The sequence below is a fragment of the Streptomyces sp. NPDC058401 genome, from assembly GCF_042722885.1.
In the GTDB taxonomy this organism is placed as follows: domain Bacteria; phylum Actinomycetota; class Actinomycetes; order Streptomycetales; family Streptomycetaceae; genus Streptomyces.
The window spans coordinates 1-18,934 of sequence record NZ_JBHXKA010000148.1 but is presented as its reverse complement, the minus strand read 5'-3'; the positions used below and the strand labels follow the sequence as shown (position 1 = coordinate 18,934).

The 18,934-nt window shown below is 73.6% G+C and carries 18 protein-coding genes and 1 pseudogene; 10 read left to right on the top strand and 9 right to left on the bottom strand.

Annotated features, from left to right (window positions below; all coding sequences use genetic code 11):
- Positions 1-151: 151 nt before the first annotated feature.
- Positions 152-1,123 (top strand): D-alanyl-D-alanine carboxypeptidase family protein, encoded by a 972-nt coding sequence (locus ACFWNV_RS34195; protein WP_383954620.1) that lies wholly within the window; start codon positions 152-154, stop codon positions 1,121-1,123.
- A gap of 128 nt (positions 1,124-1,251) precedes the next feature.
- Complete coding sequence (locus tag ACFWNV_RS34190) at positions 1,252-2,289, top strand: Ku protein (protein ID WP_383954617.1); 1,038 nt, start codon at positions 1,252-1,254, stop codon at positions 2,287-2,289.
- Between the two features lie 131 nt (positions 2,290-2,420).
- Here ACFWNV_RS34190 and ACFWNV_RS34185 read toward each other — a convergent pair whose 3' ends face one another.
- Entirely contained in the window at positions 2,421-3,455 is a 1,035-nt protein-coding gene (locus ACFWNV_RS34185; RefSeq protein ID WP_383954615.1) for an Lrp/AsnC family transcriptional regulator, read from the bottom strand.
- Positions 3,456-3,748: 293 nt separating this feature from the next.
- On the opposite strand from ACFWNV_RS34185, the gene ACFWNV_RS34180 reads away from it, so the two are divergent.
- The 3 genes from ACFWNV_RS34180 to ACFWNV_RS34170 all read left to right on the top strand — a co-directional run bounded on the left by ACFWNV_RS34180 (position 3,749) and on the right by ACFWNV_RS34170 (position 7,128).
- Positions 3,749-5,263, top strand: a complete 1,515-nt coding sequence (locus ACFWNV_RS34180) for an MFS transporter (RefSeq protein WP_383954613.1) — start codon at positions 3,749-3,751, stop codon at positions 5,261-5,263.
- Positions 5,260-6,444 carry an amidohydrolase gene (locus ACFWNV_RS34175; protein ID WP_383954611.1) on the top strand — a complete coding sequence of 395 codons (1,185 nt, stop codon included), beginning with the start codon at positions 5,260-5,262 and terminating at the stop codon, positions 6,442-6,444. The genes ACFWNV_RS34180 and ACFWNV_RS34175 overlap by 4 nt, the downstream gene beginning before the upstream one ends.
- Before the next feature lie 195 nt (positions 6,445-6,639).
- Positions 6,640-7,128, top strand: coding sequence for a DUF6328 family protein (locus ACFWNV_RS34170; protein WP_383954609.1), 489 nt, complete (start codon positions 6,640-6,642; stop codon positions 7,126-7,128).
- A gap of 65 nt (positions 7,129-7,193) precedes the next feature.
- On the opposite strand, the gene ACFWNV_RS34165 is transcribed toward ACFWNV_RS34170, so the two are convergent.
- The 3 genes and pseudogenes from ACFWNV_RS34165 to ACFWNV_RS34155 all read right to left on the bottom strand — a co-directional run.
- The gene (locus ACFWNV_RS34165) at positions 7,194-7,604 is read right to left on the bottom strand and encodes a DUF5133 domain-containing protein (RefSeq protein WP_383954607.1); all 411 of its coding nucleotides are present in this window, start codon (positions 7,602-7,604) and stop codon (positions 7,194-7,196) included.
- A gap of 310 nt (positions 7,605-7,914) precedes the next feature.
- Positions 7,915-8,100, bottom strand: a complete 186-nt coding sequence (locus ACFWNV_RS34160; protein ID WP_383954622.1) for a hypothetical protein — start codon at positions 8,098-8,100, stop codon at positions 7,915-7,917.
- A gap of 65 nt (positions 8,101-8,165) precedes the next feature.
- Positions 8,166-8,540: pseudogene (locus ACFWNV_RS34155) on the bottom strand (hypothetical protein); the annotation flags it as partial.
- Positions 8,541-9,977: 1,437 nt separating this feature from the next.
- Here ACFWNV_RS34155 and ACFWNV_RS34150 point away from each other — a divergent pair.
- From ACFWNV_RS34150 to ACFWNV_RS34135, 4 genes are all read left to right on the top strand, one after another.
- Positions 9,978-10,232, top strand: coding sequence for a hypothetical protein (locus ACFWNV_RS34150; protein ID WP_383954605.1), 255 nt, complete (start codon positions 9,978-9,980; stop codon positions 10,230-10,232).
- A 51-nt stretch (positions 10,233-10,283) separates the two neighbouring features.
- Positions 10,284-12,767, top strand: coding sequence for a SpoIIE family protein phosphatase (locus ACFWNV_RS34145; RefSeq protein WP_383954603.1), 2,484 nt, complete (start codon positions 10,284-10,286; stop codon positions 12,765-12,767).
- 112 nt (positions 12,768-12,879) lie between these two features.
- Complete coding sequence (locus ACFWNV_RS34140; protein ID WP_383954601.1) at positions 12,880-13,776, top strand: SigB/SigF/SigG family RNA polymerase sigma factor; 897 nt, start codon at positions 12,880-12,882, stop codon at positions 13,774-13,776.
- Positions 13,777-13,795: 19 nt separating this feature from the next.
- Positions 13,796-14,119 (top strand): plasmid stabilization protein, encoded by a 324-nt coding sequence (locus ACFWNV_RS34135; RefSeq protein ID WP_383954599.1) that lies wholly within the window; start codon positions 13,796-13,798, stop codon positions 14,117-14,119.
- Between the two features lie 25 nt (positions 14,120-14,144).
- On the opposite strand, the gene ACFWNV_RS34130 is transcribed toward ACFWNV_RS34135, so the two are convergent.
- Together ACFWNV_RS34130 and ACFWNV_RS34125 are read right to left on the bottom strand one after the other, a co-directional pair.
- Positions 14,145-14,381, bottom strand: a complete 237-nt coding sequence (locus ACFWNV_RS34130; protein ID WP_383954597.1) for a DUF6213 family protein — start codon at positions 14,379-14,381, stop codon at positions 14,145-14,147.
- A 46-nt stretch (positions 14,382-14,427) separates the two neighbouring features.
- Positions 14,428-14,583, bottom strand: a complete 156-nt coding sequence (locus ACFWNV_RS34125) for a DUF6131 family protein (RefSeq protein ID WP_383954595.1) — start codon at positions 14,581-14,583, stop codon at positions 14,428-14,430.
- 311 nt (positions 14,584-14,894) lie between these two features.
- On the opposite strand from ACFWNV_RS34125, the gene ACFWNV_RS34120 reads away from it, so the two are divergent.
- A complete protein-coding gene (locus ACFWNV_RS34120) occupies positions 14,895-16,154 on the top strand; it encodes an MFS transporter (RefSeq protein ID WP_383954593.1) in 1,260 nt (419 codons plus the stop codon).
- A gap of 68 nt (positions 16,155-16,222) precedes the next feature.
- On the opposite strand, the gene ACFWNV_RS34115 is transcribed toward ACFWNV_RS34120, so the two are convergent.
- From ACFWNV_RS34115 to ACFWNV_RS34105, 3 genes are all read right to left on the bottom strand, one after another.
- Entirely contained in the window at positions 16,223-16,639 is a 417-nt protein-coding gene (locus ACFWNV_RS34115; protein ID WP_383954591.1) for a GNAT family N-acetyltransferase, read from the bottom strand.
- Positions 16,626-17,969, bottom strand: coding sequence for an adenylosuccinate lyase (gene purB / locus ACFWNV_RS34110; RefSeq protein WP_383954589.1), 1,344 nt, complete (start codon positions 17,967-17,969; stop codon positions 16,626-16,628). The genes ACFWNV_RS34115 and purB overlap by 14 nt, the downstream gene beginning before the upstream one ends.
- Positions 17,970-18,065: 96 nt before the next feature.
- Positions 18,066-18,896: an HAD family hydrolase gene (locus tag ACFWNV_RS34105; protein ID WP_383954587.1), complete on the bottom strand. Its 831-nt coding sequence runs from the start codon at positions 18,894-18,896 to the stop codon at positions 18,066-18,068.
- Between the last annotated feature and the right edge of the window lie 38 nt (positions 18,897-18,934).

Here is an 18,934-nt window from a genome sequence, read left to right as displayed (position 1 = left end):
GCGTCCGGCTGCTACGGGCGCCCGGTGTCCGGCTGCTACGGAACGCATACGCGGTCGAGCGACTGCCGATGGACAGCAGCCGGGGTTCCGATGCGTGGGAAGGACATGCTCCGGTGTGTCCCCCCACCGCGAACCCGATCCCGGGAGTGTCATGCCCGTCCACGCCCTCCTCCGCCGGTCCGTCGAACTGCCCGGGCGGGGCCGGCTCGCCGCCTGCCGCGCCGGTGACGCGGCCGTCGCCGCCGTCCGCCGCGCGGTATCGGCGGCGCCGCTGCCCTGGCCGTACGAGGGTCAGGCGAGCGTGGAGGTCGAGGGGATCGGCTGCCTCGGCACGGTCGGCGAGCAGCGGCCGGTGCCCATCGCGAGCATCACCAAGGTGATGACCGCCTACGTGGTCCTGCGGGAGCACCCGCTGGGCCCGCGGGACTCCGGGCCCATGGTCCGTGTCGACAGGGCCGCCGCGCGCGAGTCCGGGTCCACGACCGAATCGGTGGTGCCCGTCGAGGAAGGCCAGGAGTTCTCCCTGCGGCAGCTGCTCGCGTACATGCTGGTCCCCTCGGGCAACAACATCGCCAGGCTCCTCGCCCGCTGGACCGCCGGCTCCGAAGCGGCCTTCGTGCGACGGATGAACGAGTCTGCCGCGGAACTCGGCATGACCAGCTCCCGCTTCACGGGCTCCTGCGGCATGGACATCGGGAACACCAGCACGGCCGTCGACCTGCTCCTCCTGGCCCGCACCGTCATGCGGGACGAGGTGTTCCGGACCATCGTCGCCACCCCCTCGGTCCCTCTCCAAGGAGACCGGGGCGAGGCGCGCACCACCAACCGGCTCCTCGGCCGGCACGGTGTCGCCGGGCTCAAGACGGGCACCAGCACCCCGGCCGGGGGCAACGTTCTGTGGGCCGCCTACAAGGAGGCCGACGGCAGCCGCAGACTGGTCCTCGGCGCCGTACTCGCGCAGCGCAGCGGCCGATCCCCGGTGCGCGCCCGGGCGGCCGTATGGGCCCACAGCCGACGCCTGGTCGAAGCCGTCCAGAGCGCACCGCTCGAAGAGCTCGCGGCGCTCGGGCCGACCGCGCCGACGCCGCCCCGAGCCGTGTGTGCGTACCGCGTCTCCGGGTAGGCGCCGGACGCGAAACGGAGGGCGGGCGCCTCGGACGAGGAGCCCGGCGGCGAGTCCGTACGGTACCGGCCGCCGAGCGCCCGGGCCCGAGTGCGGCGGCGCGCGACAGACGAACGGTGGTGGTGGTCGTGGCACGACCGGTGTGGGCGGGAGTACTGAGCTTCGGCCTGGTCAGCCTGCCCGTGGGCCTCTACACGGCGACCGACAGCCATACGATCCACTTCCACCAGCTGCAGCGCGGTACCTCCGACCGGGTCCGCAACAAGCGGGTCAACGAGCGGACCGGCGAGGAGGTGCCCTTCGAGGACATCGTCAAGGGCTTCGACGACGGTGATGCGTACGTGCTCGTGGAGCCGGAGGAGCTGGACGAGATCGCGCCGGGCCGGTCCGGGTCGCTCGACATCGAGGGGTTCGTGGATCTGGCCGAAGTCGATCCGATCTTCTTCGACGCGACGTACTACCTGGCACCGAAGGGCAAGGAGTACGGCAAGATCTACAGCCTCGTCGAGCAGGCCCTCGCCAAGGCGGAGAAGGCGGGGATCGCCAGGTTCGTGATGCGCAGCCATGAGTACCTCGTGGCCGTGAAGGCGGAGAACGGCCTGCTCACCTGCCACACGCTCCATTGGGCCGACGAGATCCGCGATCCCCGTGCGGAGATCGACTCCCTGCCGCGGAGGGCCAAGGCCGGGCAGAAGGAACTGCGCATGGCCGAGCAGCTCGTCGAGGCGCTCAGCATGGAGTGGAAACCCGAGGACTTCCACGACACGTTCCGGGAGAAGGTCGCCGCCCTGATCAAGGCGAAGCGGGCCGGAGAGAGTGTGGAGAAGGCGGAGCCCGCGGCGGAGTCGACCAACGTGGTCGACCTAGCCGAGGCGCTGCGTGCCAGCGTCGAGCGGGCCGCGGGTGCGGGTGCCGGAGGCAGGCGCGGGCAGCCCCCGAAACGCCCGCAGGAGCGTGCGCGGGGGACGGCCGGGGCGAAGGATCCGCAGAGCATGACGAAGGCGGAGCTCTACGAGAAGGCCGCGGCGGCCGGGATCCGCGGACGCTCCGGCATGACCCGCGACGAACTCCGCGACGCGGTCACCGCTTCCGAGACCGCACCCGCCGCAGCCTCCGGGACCGCCTCCGACGCCGCCCCCGGCCGCCGCTCGCGCAAGGCGGCCTGACCGGGCGGGATTGGGCCGGGCCGGAGCGGGCAGGCGCCCCTGCGCACCCGATAAGACACCCCCTAGCCCTCCCGACCGCCGGCGCCGCCCGGGCTCCCCTCCCGCCGAATCCGGGCCGGCGCCGGCCCCGTTCAGCGCGCCGGGGTCTCGACCACCCCGGCGCGTTTGTACGTGCGCATCAGCAGGGCCGTCTCCACCTGGGTGGTGCCGCCCAGCAGGGCGAAGACGCGGGTGGTGAAGGCGTGCAGGGCCGCGAGGTCGCGGTGGCTGGAGTAGCCGAGGAGCCCGGCGGCCCCGGTGGTGACCACCAGGTGCCGTACCGAGGGCTCGCGGGCCAGCAGCCGTACGGCCGAGCCGAGCCCGCGCTGCGACACCGCGATCCGGAACCGGGCCTCCACCGGGTAGCCCAGCACCGCCGGGTCGGCGAGCAGCCGCAGATGCAGGATGTGGGAGGTCATCAGGCGGGCCAGGCGGCGCCGGGCGGTGGTCTCGCCGACCTGTAGCTCGCGGGCCAGCCGGGTCGTCGACATCCGGGCGTCCCTGCCCAGCAGCGTCACCAGCCGCCGGTCGAGATCGTCCACGGCGATCGGCGCGGGCAGCTCCCGCCCCGCCATGGCCAGCCGGCGCACCTCCGTGGGCTCCTCGTCGTACGGAGCCCAGTCGCCGGCGGTGAGCAGCAGCCGCAGCACCACGCTGGAGTGGATGTCCACGACCCCCTCCAGCCGCCCGATCACCGAGTCCACCAAGGTCAGCAGGGCCTCGTGGCCGGGGGCGTTCACCTCGGCGAACACCTCCAGGGCGCCCGTGGCCACCTCCACCGCGCGGGTCTCCGGCCGCCGGGCGAGCGCCAGGGCCGTGTCGTGGACCCGGCCGGGGGAGCACCGTACGGCCAGCTCCGCGGTGATCCCTTCGCCCTGGTACTCGGGGACGAGCACGGCCGTGAAGCGGACGCGGCCCGTCGCCGTCATCCGCTCCAGACGGCGGGCCACCGTCCGCTCGTGCACCCCGACCGCCGCGGCGACCTCGGCGAAGGCGGCCCGCGGGTCGCGGTGCAGGATGCGCAGCACCGCGTGGTCGACGGCGTCGAGCACGGGCAGGGCCGCGGCGGGCCCGGGCGCCGGGGCCACGGCGCCCGGCGGGCCGGTCACGGGACCGGTGTTCTTCATGAGGGCCTCCCCGAATGTGTGCCCGCCTCCTCGCGGGAACGGCCGGTCGGCGACGGTACGACACCCCCTGCCGGCCGTGTCACCGGCTGTCCGGGAAGCCACCGCAGAGCTGCCGCGATGCCGGAATCCGCCGCTGGGCCGGGGGAGCGCGCCGCGTTCACCCGATTATGTGCCCCACTCTTGCCCGCGCGGCGGCCCGCACCGGACATTGTGGTGCGGATTCCGCCCCGCAGGCGGCCCGCTCCCCCCTTCCCTGCCCCGGCCGGACGGCCGATCCCGAACAGGTGGTACGTATGACGGACACGGACGCCAGACCCCTGCGCAACCCGTCGCGGTCCACCGGGGAGCCCGGGAAGCCCGGGGCGAACCGGGCGACCCCCGCGACCGCCGTGATCGCCTCCGTCGTCCTCGTGGAGCTCTCCAGCGGCATCACCCAGGGCTTCCTCTCGCCCCTGCTGCGCGGCCTCACCGACACCCTGGGCGTCACGGCGGCCGACCTCAACTGGATCAGCGTCGCCAATCTCCTGGCCAGCGTCGCCTTCACCCCGGTCCTGTCCCGGATGGGCGATCTCCACGGCCACCGCCGCGTGCTGCGCTGGAACCTGCTGATCGTCCTCCTGGGCTCCCTCCTCGTCGGGCTCAGCCGCGATTTCGGGACCCTCCTCGCCGGGCAGATCCTCCAGGGCGCCTTCGCCGGCTTCTTCCCGCTGCTCGTCGGCATCCTGCGCAACCGCCGCCGGGGCGACGAAGGGACCGGGGACGGGACGGCGGCCGAGGCCGCGAGCCGGCGCGGTATCAGCGTGATGGTCGCCGCGCTGGTCGCGGGCATGGCCTTCGGGCTCGTGGCCAGCGGTTTCGTGGCCCGTACCGTCGACAGCCCGACCGCCGCGCTGTGGGTGCCGGCCGTGGCCACCAGCCTGGCCCTCGCCGCCACCTGGCGGCTGCTGCCCGAGTCGGACCACCGGCCCGGCGGCCGGATCGACTGGGCCGGCGCCATCCTGCTCTGCCTGGGCCTGACCGCGATCATGCTCGGGCTCGGTCTCGGCGGCACCCCGGGGTGGGAGTGGAGCTCCGCCCGCACCCTGGGCTGCCTCGCCGGCGGGGTCCTCGTCACCGCCCTGTGGGTACGGGTGGAACTGCGCACCGCCGAACCGATGATCGACGTACGGATGTTCCGCCGCCGGGGGGTCGTCGCCGTCTCGCTGGTCACGCTGACCTTCACGTTCTGCATGTTCGGGCTGCTGGTCGCCAACGCGGTGTTCATGGGGACCAGCCGCACCGAGGAGGGCTACGGGCTGGGCCTCGACCCCTTCGCCATCGCCCTCGCCACCCTGCCCAACCTGCTGGCCCTCACGCTCGGGGCGCTCCTCGCCCCCGCCGTGGCCGCCGCCGTCACCGACCGGCTGACCCTGGCCGCAGGCTCCCTGCTGATGGCCGCCGGCTACGCGATGGTCCTGGCGTTCCACGGCGAGCAGGCCCTCTTCCTGGCGGGCACCGCCGTGGCGGGCCTCGGCACCGGCTTCCTCCAGCACTCCACGCGCACGCTCGCCGTGGAGTGCGTACCCCGCGACCGCACCTCGGTGGGCTCCGGCATCAACGAACTCCTCATCAACATCGGCGGATCCCTCGGGGCCGCCGCCGTCCTCACCGTGTTCGCGGCCCACACCCCGGCCGGCCGGAGCCTGCCCGGGCTGGGCGCGTACACCGTCTCCTGGACGGTCTGCATCCTGGTCTCGCTGGTCGGCGCCGCCCTCGCCCTGCTCTATCGCACCCCGAAGACCGACGACACCGCGGAGGCGGGCCGATGAACGCCACCCAGGTACTGCGCGACTGCAGCCGGGCCTTCCTGACCAGCCGGCAGGACGTGGTCCTCGGCCTGAGCCACGCACTGCACGCCGATCCCGAACTCGCCTACGAGGAACACCGCGCCGCCCGGCGCATCGGCGACCTCGTCGAGCGGGCCGGTTTCGCGGTGACCCGCGGGGCGTACGGTCTGCCCACCGCGTTCAGCGCGACCGCCGGCAGCGGCGACCTCGTCATCGGCATCTGCGCCGAATACGACGCCCTCCCCGGCATCGGCCACGCCTGCGGCCACAACGTCAACGGCGCCGCCTCCGTGGCCGCCGCCCTGGCCCTGGCCCCGCTCGCCGACGAACTCGGCATCACCGTCAAGCTCCTGGGCACCCCGGCCGAGGAGTCCGGCGGCGGCAAGGTGGACATGCTGCGCGAGGGCGCCTTCGACGACGTGGCCGCCGCGATGATGGTGCACGCGGCGCCCTCCGACTCCGTGGGCATGAGCTCGCTCGCCATCAGCAGCTGGAACGTCGGCTACACCGGGCGCGCGGCGCACGCCGCCGCGATGCCCGAGCGCGGCGTCAACGCCGCCGACGCCATGATGATCGCGCAGGTGGCCATCGCCGCCCACCGCCAGCAGCTGCGGCCCGGCGCCGTGGTCTCCGGCATCGTCACCCGCGGCGGAGAGGCCGCCAACGTCATCCCGGCCCGCACGGAGGCCTCGTACGACTGCCGGGCCGTCACCAGCGAGCAGCTCGCCGAACTCCAGACCCGGATCCGCGCCTGCTTCGAGGCCGGCGCGCTGGCCACCGGCGCCGAACTCGCCCTGGAGGCGGTCGGCAACGACTACGCGGACCTGCGGCAGGACTTCGCGATGGGCCGCGCCTACCTCGCGGCCGCCCGCGACCTCGGACGCCGGGTCCAGGACCTGGACCCCACCCTGCGGGGCGGCTCCACGGACATGGGCAACGTCTCGCACCTGGTGCCCACCATCCACCCGATGATCGGCTACGACTGCGGCGACGCGATCATGCACAACCCCGAGTTCACCCGGTACGGGGTCACCGCGCAGGCCGACCGCGCCGTGCTCGACGGCGGGCTGGCCATGGCCTGGACGGCGATCGGCCTCGCGACCGACCCGGACCACCGCCGCTCGCTGCTCGGCCGACTGGCCGCCCGGGCGCCGCGCACCTGATCAGGCCGCCGCCGTCCCGGAACGCGCGCCGCAGATCACGATCGACCTGGCGGTGGAGTGGCAGCGGTACCACCGGGCCGGGCCGGCCCGGCCCGGCCCGGCGCCCGAGCCCGAAGAGGCGGTCGGCCGGACATGATGTCCGGGCCCGGGGGCAGACGGATGCCGAGGAGACCCTTCACGTCAGAAAGGCGGCCGATGGCGAACGAGACGGACCAGCAGGGGCGGAACGAGTCACCGGAGGAACGCGCCGACCGGCAGTGGCAGGAACTCGTCCAGGAGATACGGGTCGCCCAGACGGGCGTCCAGATCCTGTTCGGATTCCTGCTCACGGTGGCCTTCGCCCCCGTGTTCGCCGGGCTCGCGCAGACCGAGAAGACGATCTACGTGGTGACGGTGGTCCTGGGATCCCTGGCGACCGGCGCCCTGATCGGCCCCGTGGCCTTCCACCGTCTCGTCTCGGGACGCAGGATCAAGCCCGAGGCCGTCGCGTGGGCCGCACGCCTGACCTTCACGGGCCTGCTGCTGCTCCTGGCCACCTGCACCTCGGCCCTGCTCCTCGTCCTCAGGGTCGCCACCGACAACGCCCTCGCGACGTGGCTCGTCGGCGGAGTGTTCGCCTGGTACGTGCTCTGCTGGTTCGTGCTGCCCCTGTGGGCGCGCATCCGCTACACCGCCAAGCGCTGACCCCACCGGACCCCGGCCCGGCCCTTTCGGATCCTTCCGGGCCCGCGCGATTCGAAAGGGACGGACTAGGCGGTGGCGGTGAGCTGCTCCTCCGCCGCCGCGATGGCTTCGAGGGCGGTGGATCTGCCCATCAGTACGCACAGGGTGTACGCGGTGTCGTCCATGGCCCGCAGCGCGGCGGGGTCGTGGGGCGAGGCCGCGAGGCGGGCCTGGCAGCCGCGCAGCCGGGTCAGCACCTCCTCGGTCCGGGCGGGATTCGGCGCGAGCCCGGCATCGCGGGGACCGCCCGCCGGTCCACGGGTCCGGGCGGCTTCGACGGCTCGGCGCAGGGCGCGTTCCAGGCGGGCGGGCAGGTCGGTGCCGCACGACGTGGCGGTCATCGCGACCGTGAGGTCCTCGACGGAGACGTCGGCAAGATCCGCGGCCGTCGCGAGGATGCGCAGCGCGTCGCGGGCCGAGCAGGGGGTCGTGGCCATGAGTATCCCGACGGCCCAGTTGCCCGTCGGCGCCGGGATCGGGTGCGCGTGAGTCCGGGCCGCTGGGGCCTGTCGGCTCGGTGGAGCGGGTTCGGGTGTCGGCACGGGGTTCCTCCGGTCCGGGGTCCGTGGGGCGCTTGGGTGGTGGTCCGCGTACGGACGCTATGCCCGCCGTCTGAGCACGGGCGGCGCGGCGCGCTGGTTCAGGGCCCGAACAACGGCGATGACCCGTGCGGCCGAGCGGCCCGGACCCCGCGACACCCCCGAGCGGAGCCGCGGAGCCCGGTGCGTCAGGTCCGCCCGGGCCCGTTCACGGCGCTCCCGAACTGCTCGACGAGCGCAGCACGGAGGCGTCGTGGTTGCCCGGTTCGCGACTGGTGACGAGCGCCGAAGTCGCGGCCTCGCAGACGCGCAGGGGCTCGTCCACCGAGGTGCCCCCGGAGTTGCCGACGTCGGCGGCCAGACCCGGCCACGAGGTCGGCGTGAGACCGCGCACGACGTCCGCTCCACGAGCAGCGACGGGGCGCGGCACCCCGCGGCAACGGGCTTGCCCGCTTCGAAGGAGCTACGGGTGGACCCGACAGCCCGCGCGTCCAGCCGCAGGGCGTCCGGGTCGGCGAGCCCGCCGGCCAGCACGAGGGCGCCGAAGCCGTCCGAGGTGTCGCCGGCGAGGATGTGGTCGACGGGGAAGCTGCCGGCCTTGTCGAGATGGTGGTACGCCCGGCGCGGCCCGGCCCGGTCGACAGCAGCCGCGGGTTCCAGCGGGCCCCTACGGCGGCCTTCCAGGGCTCCGTGAGTTCGATCTCCGCCACGCCCTCGGGCACGGTGAGGAACGCGATGCGCACCGGATGCGCCTCCTTCAGTCGGGGGTTCCGGCGCCACGGGCCGCTTGCCCGGCAAGGGCTGCCGCGGAGCCGGCCCGGGAGTCCCGGGCATGGTTGCCGGGCCGGGGCGGGTCCGGCGCCTCGCGGGTGTGGTCCGTACGGGACCAAGTGCACGCCCGGCGCCTGCCCCGTCCTGCGTGTCGCAATCGGGGAGCGGGACGACCGGGCCGGGACCCCGGCCCGGTGCCCAGCCCGCGGCGACGACCACGGCCTCGACGAGGCTGTCCACGTCCTGGCTGAGCCGTCCGTGACGCCGGTCCGCGGCGCATTGCAGGGCCGCCCGGGTGCCTTCGGTCCGGACCCCTTGCAGCAGGGTGCCGACCAGCCGAATCGCCCGCCGCCGCGAGCCCCGGTCCCGCCCGGTCCCGTAGCCGGGCAATCAGCGTCCATGCGGGCACCGGGATGCCCTCGACGGGGTCGAGACCGTCGCTGTGCAGGCCCTGGGCGGCTGCGAGCAGGTGGGCCTCGCGGCCCCTCGCCGCATGCGGCGAGGGGGGCTGGTGCGCCCTTGGCCGCCTCCGCGTGCAGGGTCGCGGCCAGGCCCCGTGCGAGGCATCGAGCAGCATGGGCGAACCCGAGTACGCGAGCCAACTGCACATGCGCACCGCCCCTTCGCGGCCTGAGCGGTCTTGGCATCGCCGCGGTGGATCCGGGCTGTGCTCGGCAGGTCGGCGGCAGCCGCTCCTGCGGTCCCCGATCTGCGGGTCCACGACGCGGGCAGGTGAGGCCGGCCGGGTCGGCCCCGGCCGGGCGTCCGGGCTCCGTGTCCATGGCTGTCGGTCTGCGGCGCCCGTGTCTACGGCCCGGCGACGCGGGTAGGCGCGGTACACCGCGCGTGCCGCCGGGAAGCGGCGAACCGCGCGCGGCGGGCACCCGGACGGTGCCCGGCCGGACGGACCCGACAGGTGGGCCACCGGTTTCCGGACGAACGATCGGACGTACTGTGACGAATCCGAAGAGCCGAGCGCCCACCGGCCCCGGGCCGGTACGGGGAGGGGCCACGTCCATGGGGTCCATGGGGTCCATGGGGATGCCGCCCAACGACCCGGTGCCGCCCAGTCCGACCCCCGCGCCGGGCCCCGGTCCGGGTCCGCAACCGGGGCCGCTGCCGGGTCCCGTACCGGCACCCGGGCCGGATCCGGTGCCGCCGGCGCCTCCGCAGCCCGAGCCCGACCCGCCGCCCGTACCGCGGCCCGACCGGCATCCTCCGCCGGGGCCCCTCCCGGGGCCGGTGCCGGCGCCCGAGCCCGTTACCTGAGTCCGTGACCTGAGTCCGTGCCCTGAGCCCGTGTTCCGGGTCCGGCCGGCCGGGCGGTCGCGGCTACGGAGTGCGGCCCCCGTCGCAGCCATGAGGGCCGAGGCCGCACCCCGCATCCCGCGCCTACCCAGTCCGGCGGGGCCGACGCCCGGTTTGCGCGGCCCGGAGCGGGGCAGCCGCCCGTGCGGGGGCCGCCGAGGCGCGCGGCTCCCGCCGACCGAGGAGGACGTCATGGACGAGCAGGGTGGCGCGGGAGGAGCGCCGCTGGAAGGCGGGGGGACGCAGGGCCGGCGCCGCAAGGCGCACTCCGACCGCCGTGACGCCACCGTGCGCAGCGGCAGCCGCGACGACGGGACCACGCCCGCGGCCGATACGGACGAGGCCAGCCGCCTGGACCGTCCGCAGCAGCCCGAGAAGCCGGCCGGGAAGCCGCCCGGGAAGCCGGGCCGGAAGGCCACGCGGTGGGTGAGCCCGCGCGACGAGTGACGCCCGGGCCGCACCCGGGCGGGTGAAAGGCGCGCGTGGCATGCTCAAGGAGTGAAGGGCGAGGCCGCACCCGTGGGTGAGGGCGCCGCACCCGAGGTGGTGGCGCTCGCCAGGGTCGTGGCCAGGCTCAGGTCGGAAGTCGTCGGCCTGGAAGGCCTCGCCGCGACCACGGCGGTGGTCGAGCGGGCCAAGGGCGTACTCATGGCCCAGGCGGGAGTCTCCGCCGACACGGCGTACGCGCTGCTCCTGGAGCGGGCCGACCGGCGTGGCCGCAGCGTCCTGGAAGAGTGCTGGATCACGCTCGGACAGGTCCGCGTACGCCCGCCGCAGGGGACCGCCCGGATCTCGCTGACCACGCCCACGCCCACGCCCACGCCCACGGCCACACCCGCACCCGCAGGCCCGGAACTCGCCGGTCACCACAACCACAACCGCGACGGCGAGCTGAACGGCCTGCTGGCGCGGATCGCCGACGGGCTGGCCGCGGCGCACGGGGGCGACGACATCGCGGAGCTTTTGGTGGCCGTGCTCGGTGCGGCCACCGATGTGGACGCGGTGATGATCTACACCGTGGCCGCCGCCGGAAGCCTGGACCTGACCGGAAGCGCAGGAATCGACGAGGCGCTGGCCGAGCAGTGGCACCACATTCCCCCGCTGAGCGGGGTGGCCGCCCTAGAAGCGGTCGCCGGCCGCCGCGCCCTCTGGCTGGAGGACGTCGAACAGGACGCCCGGCGATATCTGCTGATCGGAAACCCACCGGACCGGTGGCCCTCGCGCGCCTGGGTCCCCGTGCCCGGCGAGGGGCCTCCCCGGGCGGTCGTCGGGTTCCTGCGCACCAGGCGGGGCCCCTTCGCCGCCGACATCCGGGCGGTGCTGCGCCGGGCGACCCGGCTGTGCGCGGGGCCGCTGGGAGCACCGCCGCCCCGCGACCCGGAGGGCGCGGGCGTCGGCGACCACACGGAGGCGGTCCAGCTCGTCCTGGACACGCTGGCCGGTCCCGCGATCCTGCTCACCCCCCTGCGCTCGGCGGCGGGTGAGGTGGAGGACTACCGCATCGACGCGGCGGCCCCCGAGTCCGTGGACGTGGCCGGCCGGCGGGGCAAGGAGCTCGTGGGCCGCCGGATCCTGGAGACGTACCCCACGGTGGCGGGCACCGCGCTGTGGGACGGGTACCTCGGGACGCTCACCACCGGAACCCGGTACGAGGGGGAACCCTTCACCTACGAAGAGGTGGTCGCGGGCGTTCCCCGGCAGTCGGTCTACTCGGTCCGGGCGTCCAGGCTCGGAGACCACCTGGTCGTGTCGTGGATCTGCCACGACACCAGCCAGCGCGAGATCCGCCGGCTGGCCGACATGCAGCGCCTCGGCAACCTCGGCTGGGCGGGCTGGAACCTGGTCACCGACGCCGTCACCTGGTCCGAACAGGTCTATGCGATCTTCGACCGCGATCCGGGCCGGGGGCCGATGCCGCTGGAGGAACTGCCGAGCCACGTGGTCGCCGAGGATCTTCACCGGCTGGGCGCCGCCGTCGGGCGGCTGCTGAGCGAGGGGCAGGCCGTCGACCAGCCCTTCCGGATCACCACCCGGCGCGGAATCCGCCACCTGCGGTTCGTCGCCGAGGCCCAGACCGACGCCGACGGCGCACCCGTCGAGGTGCACGGCTTCTTCCAGGACCTGACCGCACAGCACGACATCGAGGTCGCGCTGCACGAGAGCGAGCGGTCCGTCCTGCTCCAGCGGGGCATGCTCCAGGCCGAACGCGCGCTCGCCGCGCGCCTCCAGGACACCCTGCTGCCGATCCCCGACCAGTCCCTGGAACTGGCCGGCTTGTGCGTCGACGTGGCCTACGTGCCCTCCGACAGCGGGATCAACGTGGGCGGAGACTGGTACAGCGCCATCGAACTTCCCGACGAGAGCGCCCTGTTCGTCGTCGGGGACGTGGCCGGCCACGGGCTCGCCGCCGTCGGGACCATGGCCCAGCTCCGGTTCACCACCAAGGGCATGACGGTCACCGGATCGCCCCTGCCCGATGTCCTGCGCCGGCTCAACACCCTCCTCCTGCACACCGAATCGGAGCCTTCGGGCAGTGCCACCGCCACCATGGTCATGGCCCGCTACCGGCCCTGGGACCGGCGGCTGATCTGGGTACGGGCGGGCCATTTGCCGCCCCTGCTGATCCGCGGCGACCGGGCGCAGTTCCTGGACCAGCCCCAGGGAGCCCTCCTCGGCGCGGCCTTCGAGGCCTCCTACGAGCAGGCCGCCGTCGACCTGCTGCCCGGCGACCACCTGCTCTTCTACACCGACGGGCTCGTGGAGGAACCGGGCGAGGACATCGAAGCCGGCCTCGGCCGCCTCGCGCGGACGGCGGCGCGGCTCCTGCGGCAGGGGCGCGGCGAAACCCTCGCCCGCACGCTCGCCGCACTGCGCACGGCCCGGCGTGACGACATCTGCGTCCTGCACGTCCACGTCCCGGACGCGGGGGCGCCGGACGAGGAGGTTTCGGATTCGAAGGTCCCGGACGGGGATCTTCCGTAACAAAAGAGGGTCAGCCTTCCCCCGTGCGGGTATATCCCCTCCGGAAGACCACGACGGTTCCCGCCGCTCCGCTCAGGGCGGCCGGTACCCACCAATCCGTCGGAGGAAGATCATGGCACCCGTTCCCAGCGAGACCACGGATCCGACCCCCATCGACCTCCGCGCCGAGACACCGGGTGTCCCGGCAGACCGGCTCTCCGTCGGTACCGGAGAGGCGCGGACCCTGTCCGTGGCGCTCTTTCGGCGGCTGAAGGAGCTGAGCGAAGGGACGCCGGAGTACTCGTACGTGCGCAATACGCTCGTCGAGCTCAATCTCAGCCTGGTGAAGTACGCGGCACGCAGGTTCCGCAACCGGTCCGAGCCCCTGGAGGACATCGTCCAAGTCGGCACGGTGGGCCTGATCAAGGCAATCAACCGGTACGACGTGGAGCGGGGGGTCGAGTTCACCACGTTCGCCATTCCCACCATCACCGGCGAGATGAAGCGGTTCTTCCGCGACACCAGCTGGTCCGTGAAGGTCCCGCGGCGCCTCCAGGAGCTCCGCCTCGACATCGCCAAGACGCACGACGCGCTCGAACAGCGCCTGGGCCGGCAACCGACCGACCTGGAGCTGGCCGAGCAGCTCGGCATCACCACGGAGGCGCTGGACGAGGGCCGCCGGGCGGCCAACGGCTATCTGGCGGGATCCCTGGACGCTCCGGTGGGAACCGAGGCGGACGCCGGCCCCCGGGGGCTGCCGCTGGGCGAGGAAGAAGCGGCGTACGAACGCATCGAATGCCTGGAGACGCTGAAGCCACTGATCGCCACGCTCAGTGACCGCGACCGGCTGATCCTCTCGCTGCGTTTCGGTCAGGAGCTGAACCAGTCTGAGATCGGCGAGCGGATCGGCCTCTCCCAGATGCACGTCTCGCGGCTGCTGAGCCGCATCATGGCCAGGCTGCGGACGGGAATGCTGGAAGACGAGGCCGAGGCCGAGGACGACGCAGGGAATGCGGCCGTACCGGGCTGACCCAGGCCGAGGAGTGATCATGCCCCGTGGTTCCAGCCCCAAGCGGGAACGCCAGTACGAGCACATCAAGGAGAGCGCCGAGCGGCGCGGTGAGAGTGCCGAGCGGGCGAAGGAGATCGCCGCGCGGACCGTCAACAAGGAGCGGGCCCGTGCCGGGGAGTCCGAGACGGCGAGCAAGAGCTCCCTCGAGGACATCTCCTCGGCCAGGCGCGGCGGGCTGCGCTCGCACCAGGGCGCGCAGGGGCCGACGTACGACCAGCTCTACGCGGAGGCCAAGCGGCGCAATCTGCACGGCCGTTCCTCCATGGACAAGGTCGAGCTGAAGCGCGAGCTCGGTTACTGACGGCCGCTCACGGCCCGGCTGCGGCCTACGGATGTGGGGTGGCCGAGGCGAAGCCGATGCATTCGACGTCGATCTGATCGGCGAGCTCGGTCAGTACGCTCGCCAGATCCCGGACGGTCTGCTCGTCGCCGCGCATCTCTCCCGTGTGTTCCGATTCCAGCCAGTCGGTCGCGAGCCGGCGCATGAGGCCGGTGACGTGATCGGCGGGGATCAGGAGTGCGCCGTCGTCCGCGGGTATCAGCGGAATGGATATCTGGATCATGGAACCGTCTCCAGGGAACGTCCGCGCGCGTCCGTGTCCGTTCGCGCTACCAATAGTGCCGCCGTCCGCCGACCGCGTGGCCGACGGATCCGAGGACCCACAGGACGGCCCCGACGACGACGAGGATGATCCCGAGGGTCGAGAGGATCGCAATGCCGAGCAGATAGCCGAGGACCAAGAGGACGATGCCGAGCACGATCATGACGTTCTCCCATCTCGCAGGCTGCGCCTGCCCCGATCCGGCGCCGTAATGCGCGAGGGGCGGCCCCTCCCGAAAGTATCTTGACGTCAAGATTGATCTCGGGCAGGCTTCCGCTGGTATCTCGATATCGAGATACTTTCGCGGGGGCTGGGAGGCACGGGATGCGGCGGCGCGCTACGGGGATCCGGAAGGGTTCGCAGGGGCGACAGGGGCGACAGGGGCGGCAGGGGCGGCAGGGGCCGGTGCAGGAGCGGCGGCCCGGGCTGGTGGCGCAGTTGAGGCGACCGCCGGGGGGCCGGGACGCCCGGATCATGCTGCTCGCCCAGCTCCTCGACCGCGCCGGTACGGGCATGTGGGCCGCCTCCTCGGTCCTCTACTTCACCTTCGTGCTCGGCCTGGACGCCGGCCGCATCGGCCTCCTGCTGGGCGCCGCGGCCGTGGCCGGCATCGCCGGATCGCCCCTGGCGGGGCACCTGGCCGGACGGTTCCCCGTACGGTCCCTGCTGATCGGCTGTCACCTGCTGCGCCTCGGAACCCTCGGGGCCCTGCTGGTGGTCACCCGGTTCGACGTGCTGCTGCCCCTGGTCGCCGTCACCTACCTCGGCGACCGCGCGGCCAAGGCGATGGAGATGCTCTTCGCCACCCGGGTGGCGGGCGAGCGGCGCGGCACCTACCAGGCGCTGGCGCGCAGCACGGCGAACGCGGGGTACGCGGTGGGCGCGGGAATCGCCGCCGCCGGACTCGCGCTCGGGACCCAGGACGCCTACCGGGCGCTGATCCTGGCCAACGCGCTGTCGTTCCTCGCGGCCGCCGCACTGGTCTGGCGCACCCGGGAACCACGGGCCGAGGGCCGGGTGGCCGCACGGGATGCGGCATCCGAGGGTGCGGCGACCGGGGGCGCGGGCTCCGGGCCCGGCCCGACGCGGGCGCCGAGCCCGTGGCGGGACCGGGGCTACCTGCGCTTCGTCCTGCTCGACATCCCCATGAACCTCGACGACTCGGTCCTGGCCGTCGGCCTGCCGCTGTGGCTGGTGGTCCACACCGACGCACCGCACGCCCTGGTCCCGGCCTTCCTCGTCATCAACACCGTGCTGGTCGTGGTCCTCCAACTCCGTGTCTCCGCACGGTTCGAGCAGCCCCGTCAGGCCGCGGCCGCGGTCTCCGTGTACGGACTGACGATGCTCGCCTGCTGCATCCTGCTGGCCCTCAGCTCCGGGACCGGGCCGGTGGCCGCGTCGGCGGTGCTGCTCGGCGCGGCGGTGCTGGTCACGGGGGCGGAACTGCTGCGGTCGGTGAGCTCCTGGGAACTGGCGGTCTCGCTCGCCCCCGAGCAGGCGCGGGCCTCGTACCTGGGGGTGGCGGGCATGGCCCAGTCCGTCCAGAAGTCCGCCGGCCCGCTGCTCCTGACCGCCGTGGTCACGACGGGCGGGCCCGCGGGCTGGCTGGCCCTCGGCGGAGGGATCGCGGTCCTGTCGGTGGTCCAGCGGCGCTCAGCCATCCGCCGCCTGGACTCCGCCCTCGCCGCGTCCGCGCCCGCCGCGCCCTCGACGTCGGCCGCGCACGCGGGCTGAAACCGCGTACCCCGGTGCGGGCGGGCACCGGGGTACGGGTACGGGGACGGGTGCGGATACGGCGCGGCTCAGGCCTGGTTGGCCGGACCGTCCATGGTCCAGGCGGAGTTGTGGGCGGTGAACCCGACGTGCGGGTAGTAGTCCACGGCCGCCGGGGCCGCCAGCAGGATCAGCTTGGCCTGGGGCGCGGCCTCCCGGGTGGCCCGGATGAGGTCGCGGCCGACGCCCTTGCCCTGGTAGGCGGCGTCGACGGCGAGGTCGCTGAGGTAGGTGGAGTACGCGCCGTCGGTGATCGAGCGGGAGATGCCGATCAGGCGGCCGTCCTCGTCGCGGGCGGCGATGACGAGGTTGGCGCCGGCGAGCATCCGGGTGAAGCGCTGGGTGTCCTCCACGGGACGGCGTTCGGCGAGGGTGGACGCCCGGTAGAGGGCGGCCGCCTCTTCCACGTCGAGGGCGCCGCCGATGACCTGTTCACACTTCCACATGCTGGTGCTGCTCCTTGTTGGGTCGTTCGCCGGGTCGTTCGCCGAGCCGGTCGCAGAGTTCTTCGAGCCGGGCCTTGAGGTGGTCCCGGTTGGTGAGGAAGCGCCGGGGGTCGAGGAGGCCGACGGGGACGGCGACCCCGCGGGTGGCCAGGGCCTCGGCCAGCGGAAGCCCCGTACGCCAGGTTTCGTCGGCGGCCGCCTGGACCAGCCGGTACGCGCGTTCGCGTTCCGCGCCGTCGGCGACGAGGCCGAGGAACACCCCGGAGGAGTGGACGAGGCCGTGGGTCTCGTCGATGTTGCGGGCCATCCGCTCGGGGAAGACCTCCAGGCCCCGGATGACGGCCGCGGCGGAGACCAGCTGGTAGTGCGCGATCGTCAGACTGTCCGGCAGCACGATCCGCTCCACCGAGGAGTGCGCCAGGTCCCGTTCGTGCCACAGGGCGACGTTCTCGTACGCGGCGCCCGCGTTGGCCCGCAGGACCCGCGCCAGTCCGCACAGCCGCTCGCTGGTCGTCGGATTGCGCTTGTGCGGCATGGCGCTGGAGCCCTGGTAGGCGCTGGTGCGGGGTTCGTCGACCTCGCGCACCTCCGTGCGCTGGAGCATCCGCATCTCCAGGGTGAACTGCTCCACGACGGCGCCGGTGAGGGCGAGCGCGGACAGCAGCTGGGCGTGCCGGTCGCGGGCGACGACCTGCGTGGGGATCGGCTCGGCGCCGAGCCCCAGTTCCCCGCACACGTACTCCTCCACCTGCGGGGAGATGTGCGCGTAGGTGCCGACGGGGCCCGAGACCGTACCCACGGCCACCGCCGTACGGGCATCCGCCAGCCGGGTCAGGCAGCGGCTCATGGCCTGGGCGTGGACGGCCAGCTTCTGCCCGAAGCTGGTCGGCTCGGCGTGGATCCCGTGGGTGCGGGCGATGCACACGGTGTCCCAGTGCTCCAGGGCGCGTTCCGTCAGGATCCGGGTGAAGGAGCGGGCCGCTTCCAGGACGAGGTCCATGGAGCGGGCCAGCAGGTACCCCTGTGCGGTGTCGACGAGGTCGTAGCTGGTCATGCCGTGATGGACCCAGCGCGCCGACGCGGCCGGCATCGTCTCCGTGTAGGCGGCGAGGAACGCGAGGATCTCGTGGTCCCGTTCGGCCTCCAGCTCCCGGATCCGCGAGACGAGGGGCACCGGAGCCCGCCGGATGTCGGCCAGGGCCTCTTCCGGTACGACGCCGAGCGCGGCCTGCGCGGTGCTGGCCAGTACTTCGACCCGGACCCACGTCCCGTACGTGGACTCCGCGGTCCACAGGGCCGCCATCTCCGGCAGCGCGTAGCGCTGGATCAAGGCACACCTCTCCCATAGCCCCGGGGGCTGCCGCACCGTCGGCCGGCGCCCGCTTCCGTCCTCCTTACGGTAATAGATCAACTGACGATTTGGCTATTACCGGAGGGAGGCTCCCGTGAGCGGGAGGAGGTGGCGCTCCAGGACCGCGGCCACGCCGTCCTCGTCGTTGCCGGCGGTGATCTCGTCCGCGACCGCCTTCAGGCTGTCGTGGGCGTTGGCCATGGCGACCGAGTGGCCCGCCCAGGCGAACATGGGGATGTCGTTCGGCATGTCACCGAAGGCAATGGTGCTTTCCGCCGCCGCGCCCAGCGCCTCCGCGGCCAGGGCCAGACCGGTCGCCTTCGACAGGCCGAGGGGGAGCAGCTCCACGCAGGTCGGCCCGGCCATGACCACGGTGACGAGATCACCCACCGCCTCCCGGGCCGCCTCGGTGAGCTCGTCGTCCGTCAGGTGCGCGTGCTGGATCTGGACCTTCCCGATCGGCCGGTCCCACAGCCGGGCCGCGCCGTGGACCCGCTCGATCCCGGCCGAGCCCATCGGCGGGAGCGGGAACCCGGGCCCCACGAGGATGGGGTCGGCCAGCTCCAGCGGCATCACCGCCACCGACAGCGGACCGGTACGCGCCTCCACCAGGGCCACCACGTGCGCCGCCAACTCCCGGTCGAGGGGGACCGAGGAGACGAGCGCGTCGCGCCCGGCGTCGTAGAGCTGGCCGCCCTGCCCGCAGACGGCGAGGCCCCGGTAGCCGATCTCGGTCAGCGTGGGCCTGGTCCACTGGGCGACCCGGCCGGTCACCACCACGTGCCGGGCCCCGGCGGAGACGGCGGCGGCGAGGGCGGCCGTGGTGCGCGCGGAGACGGTGTGGTCGCTGCGCACGAGGGTGCCGTCGAGGTCGGTGGCGATCAGCTGGTAGGGGAAGCGGGTCATGGGGGGCTCCTGTGTGGGGGTACGGACAGGGGTGGGGC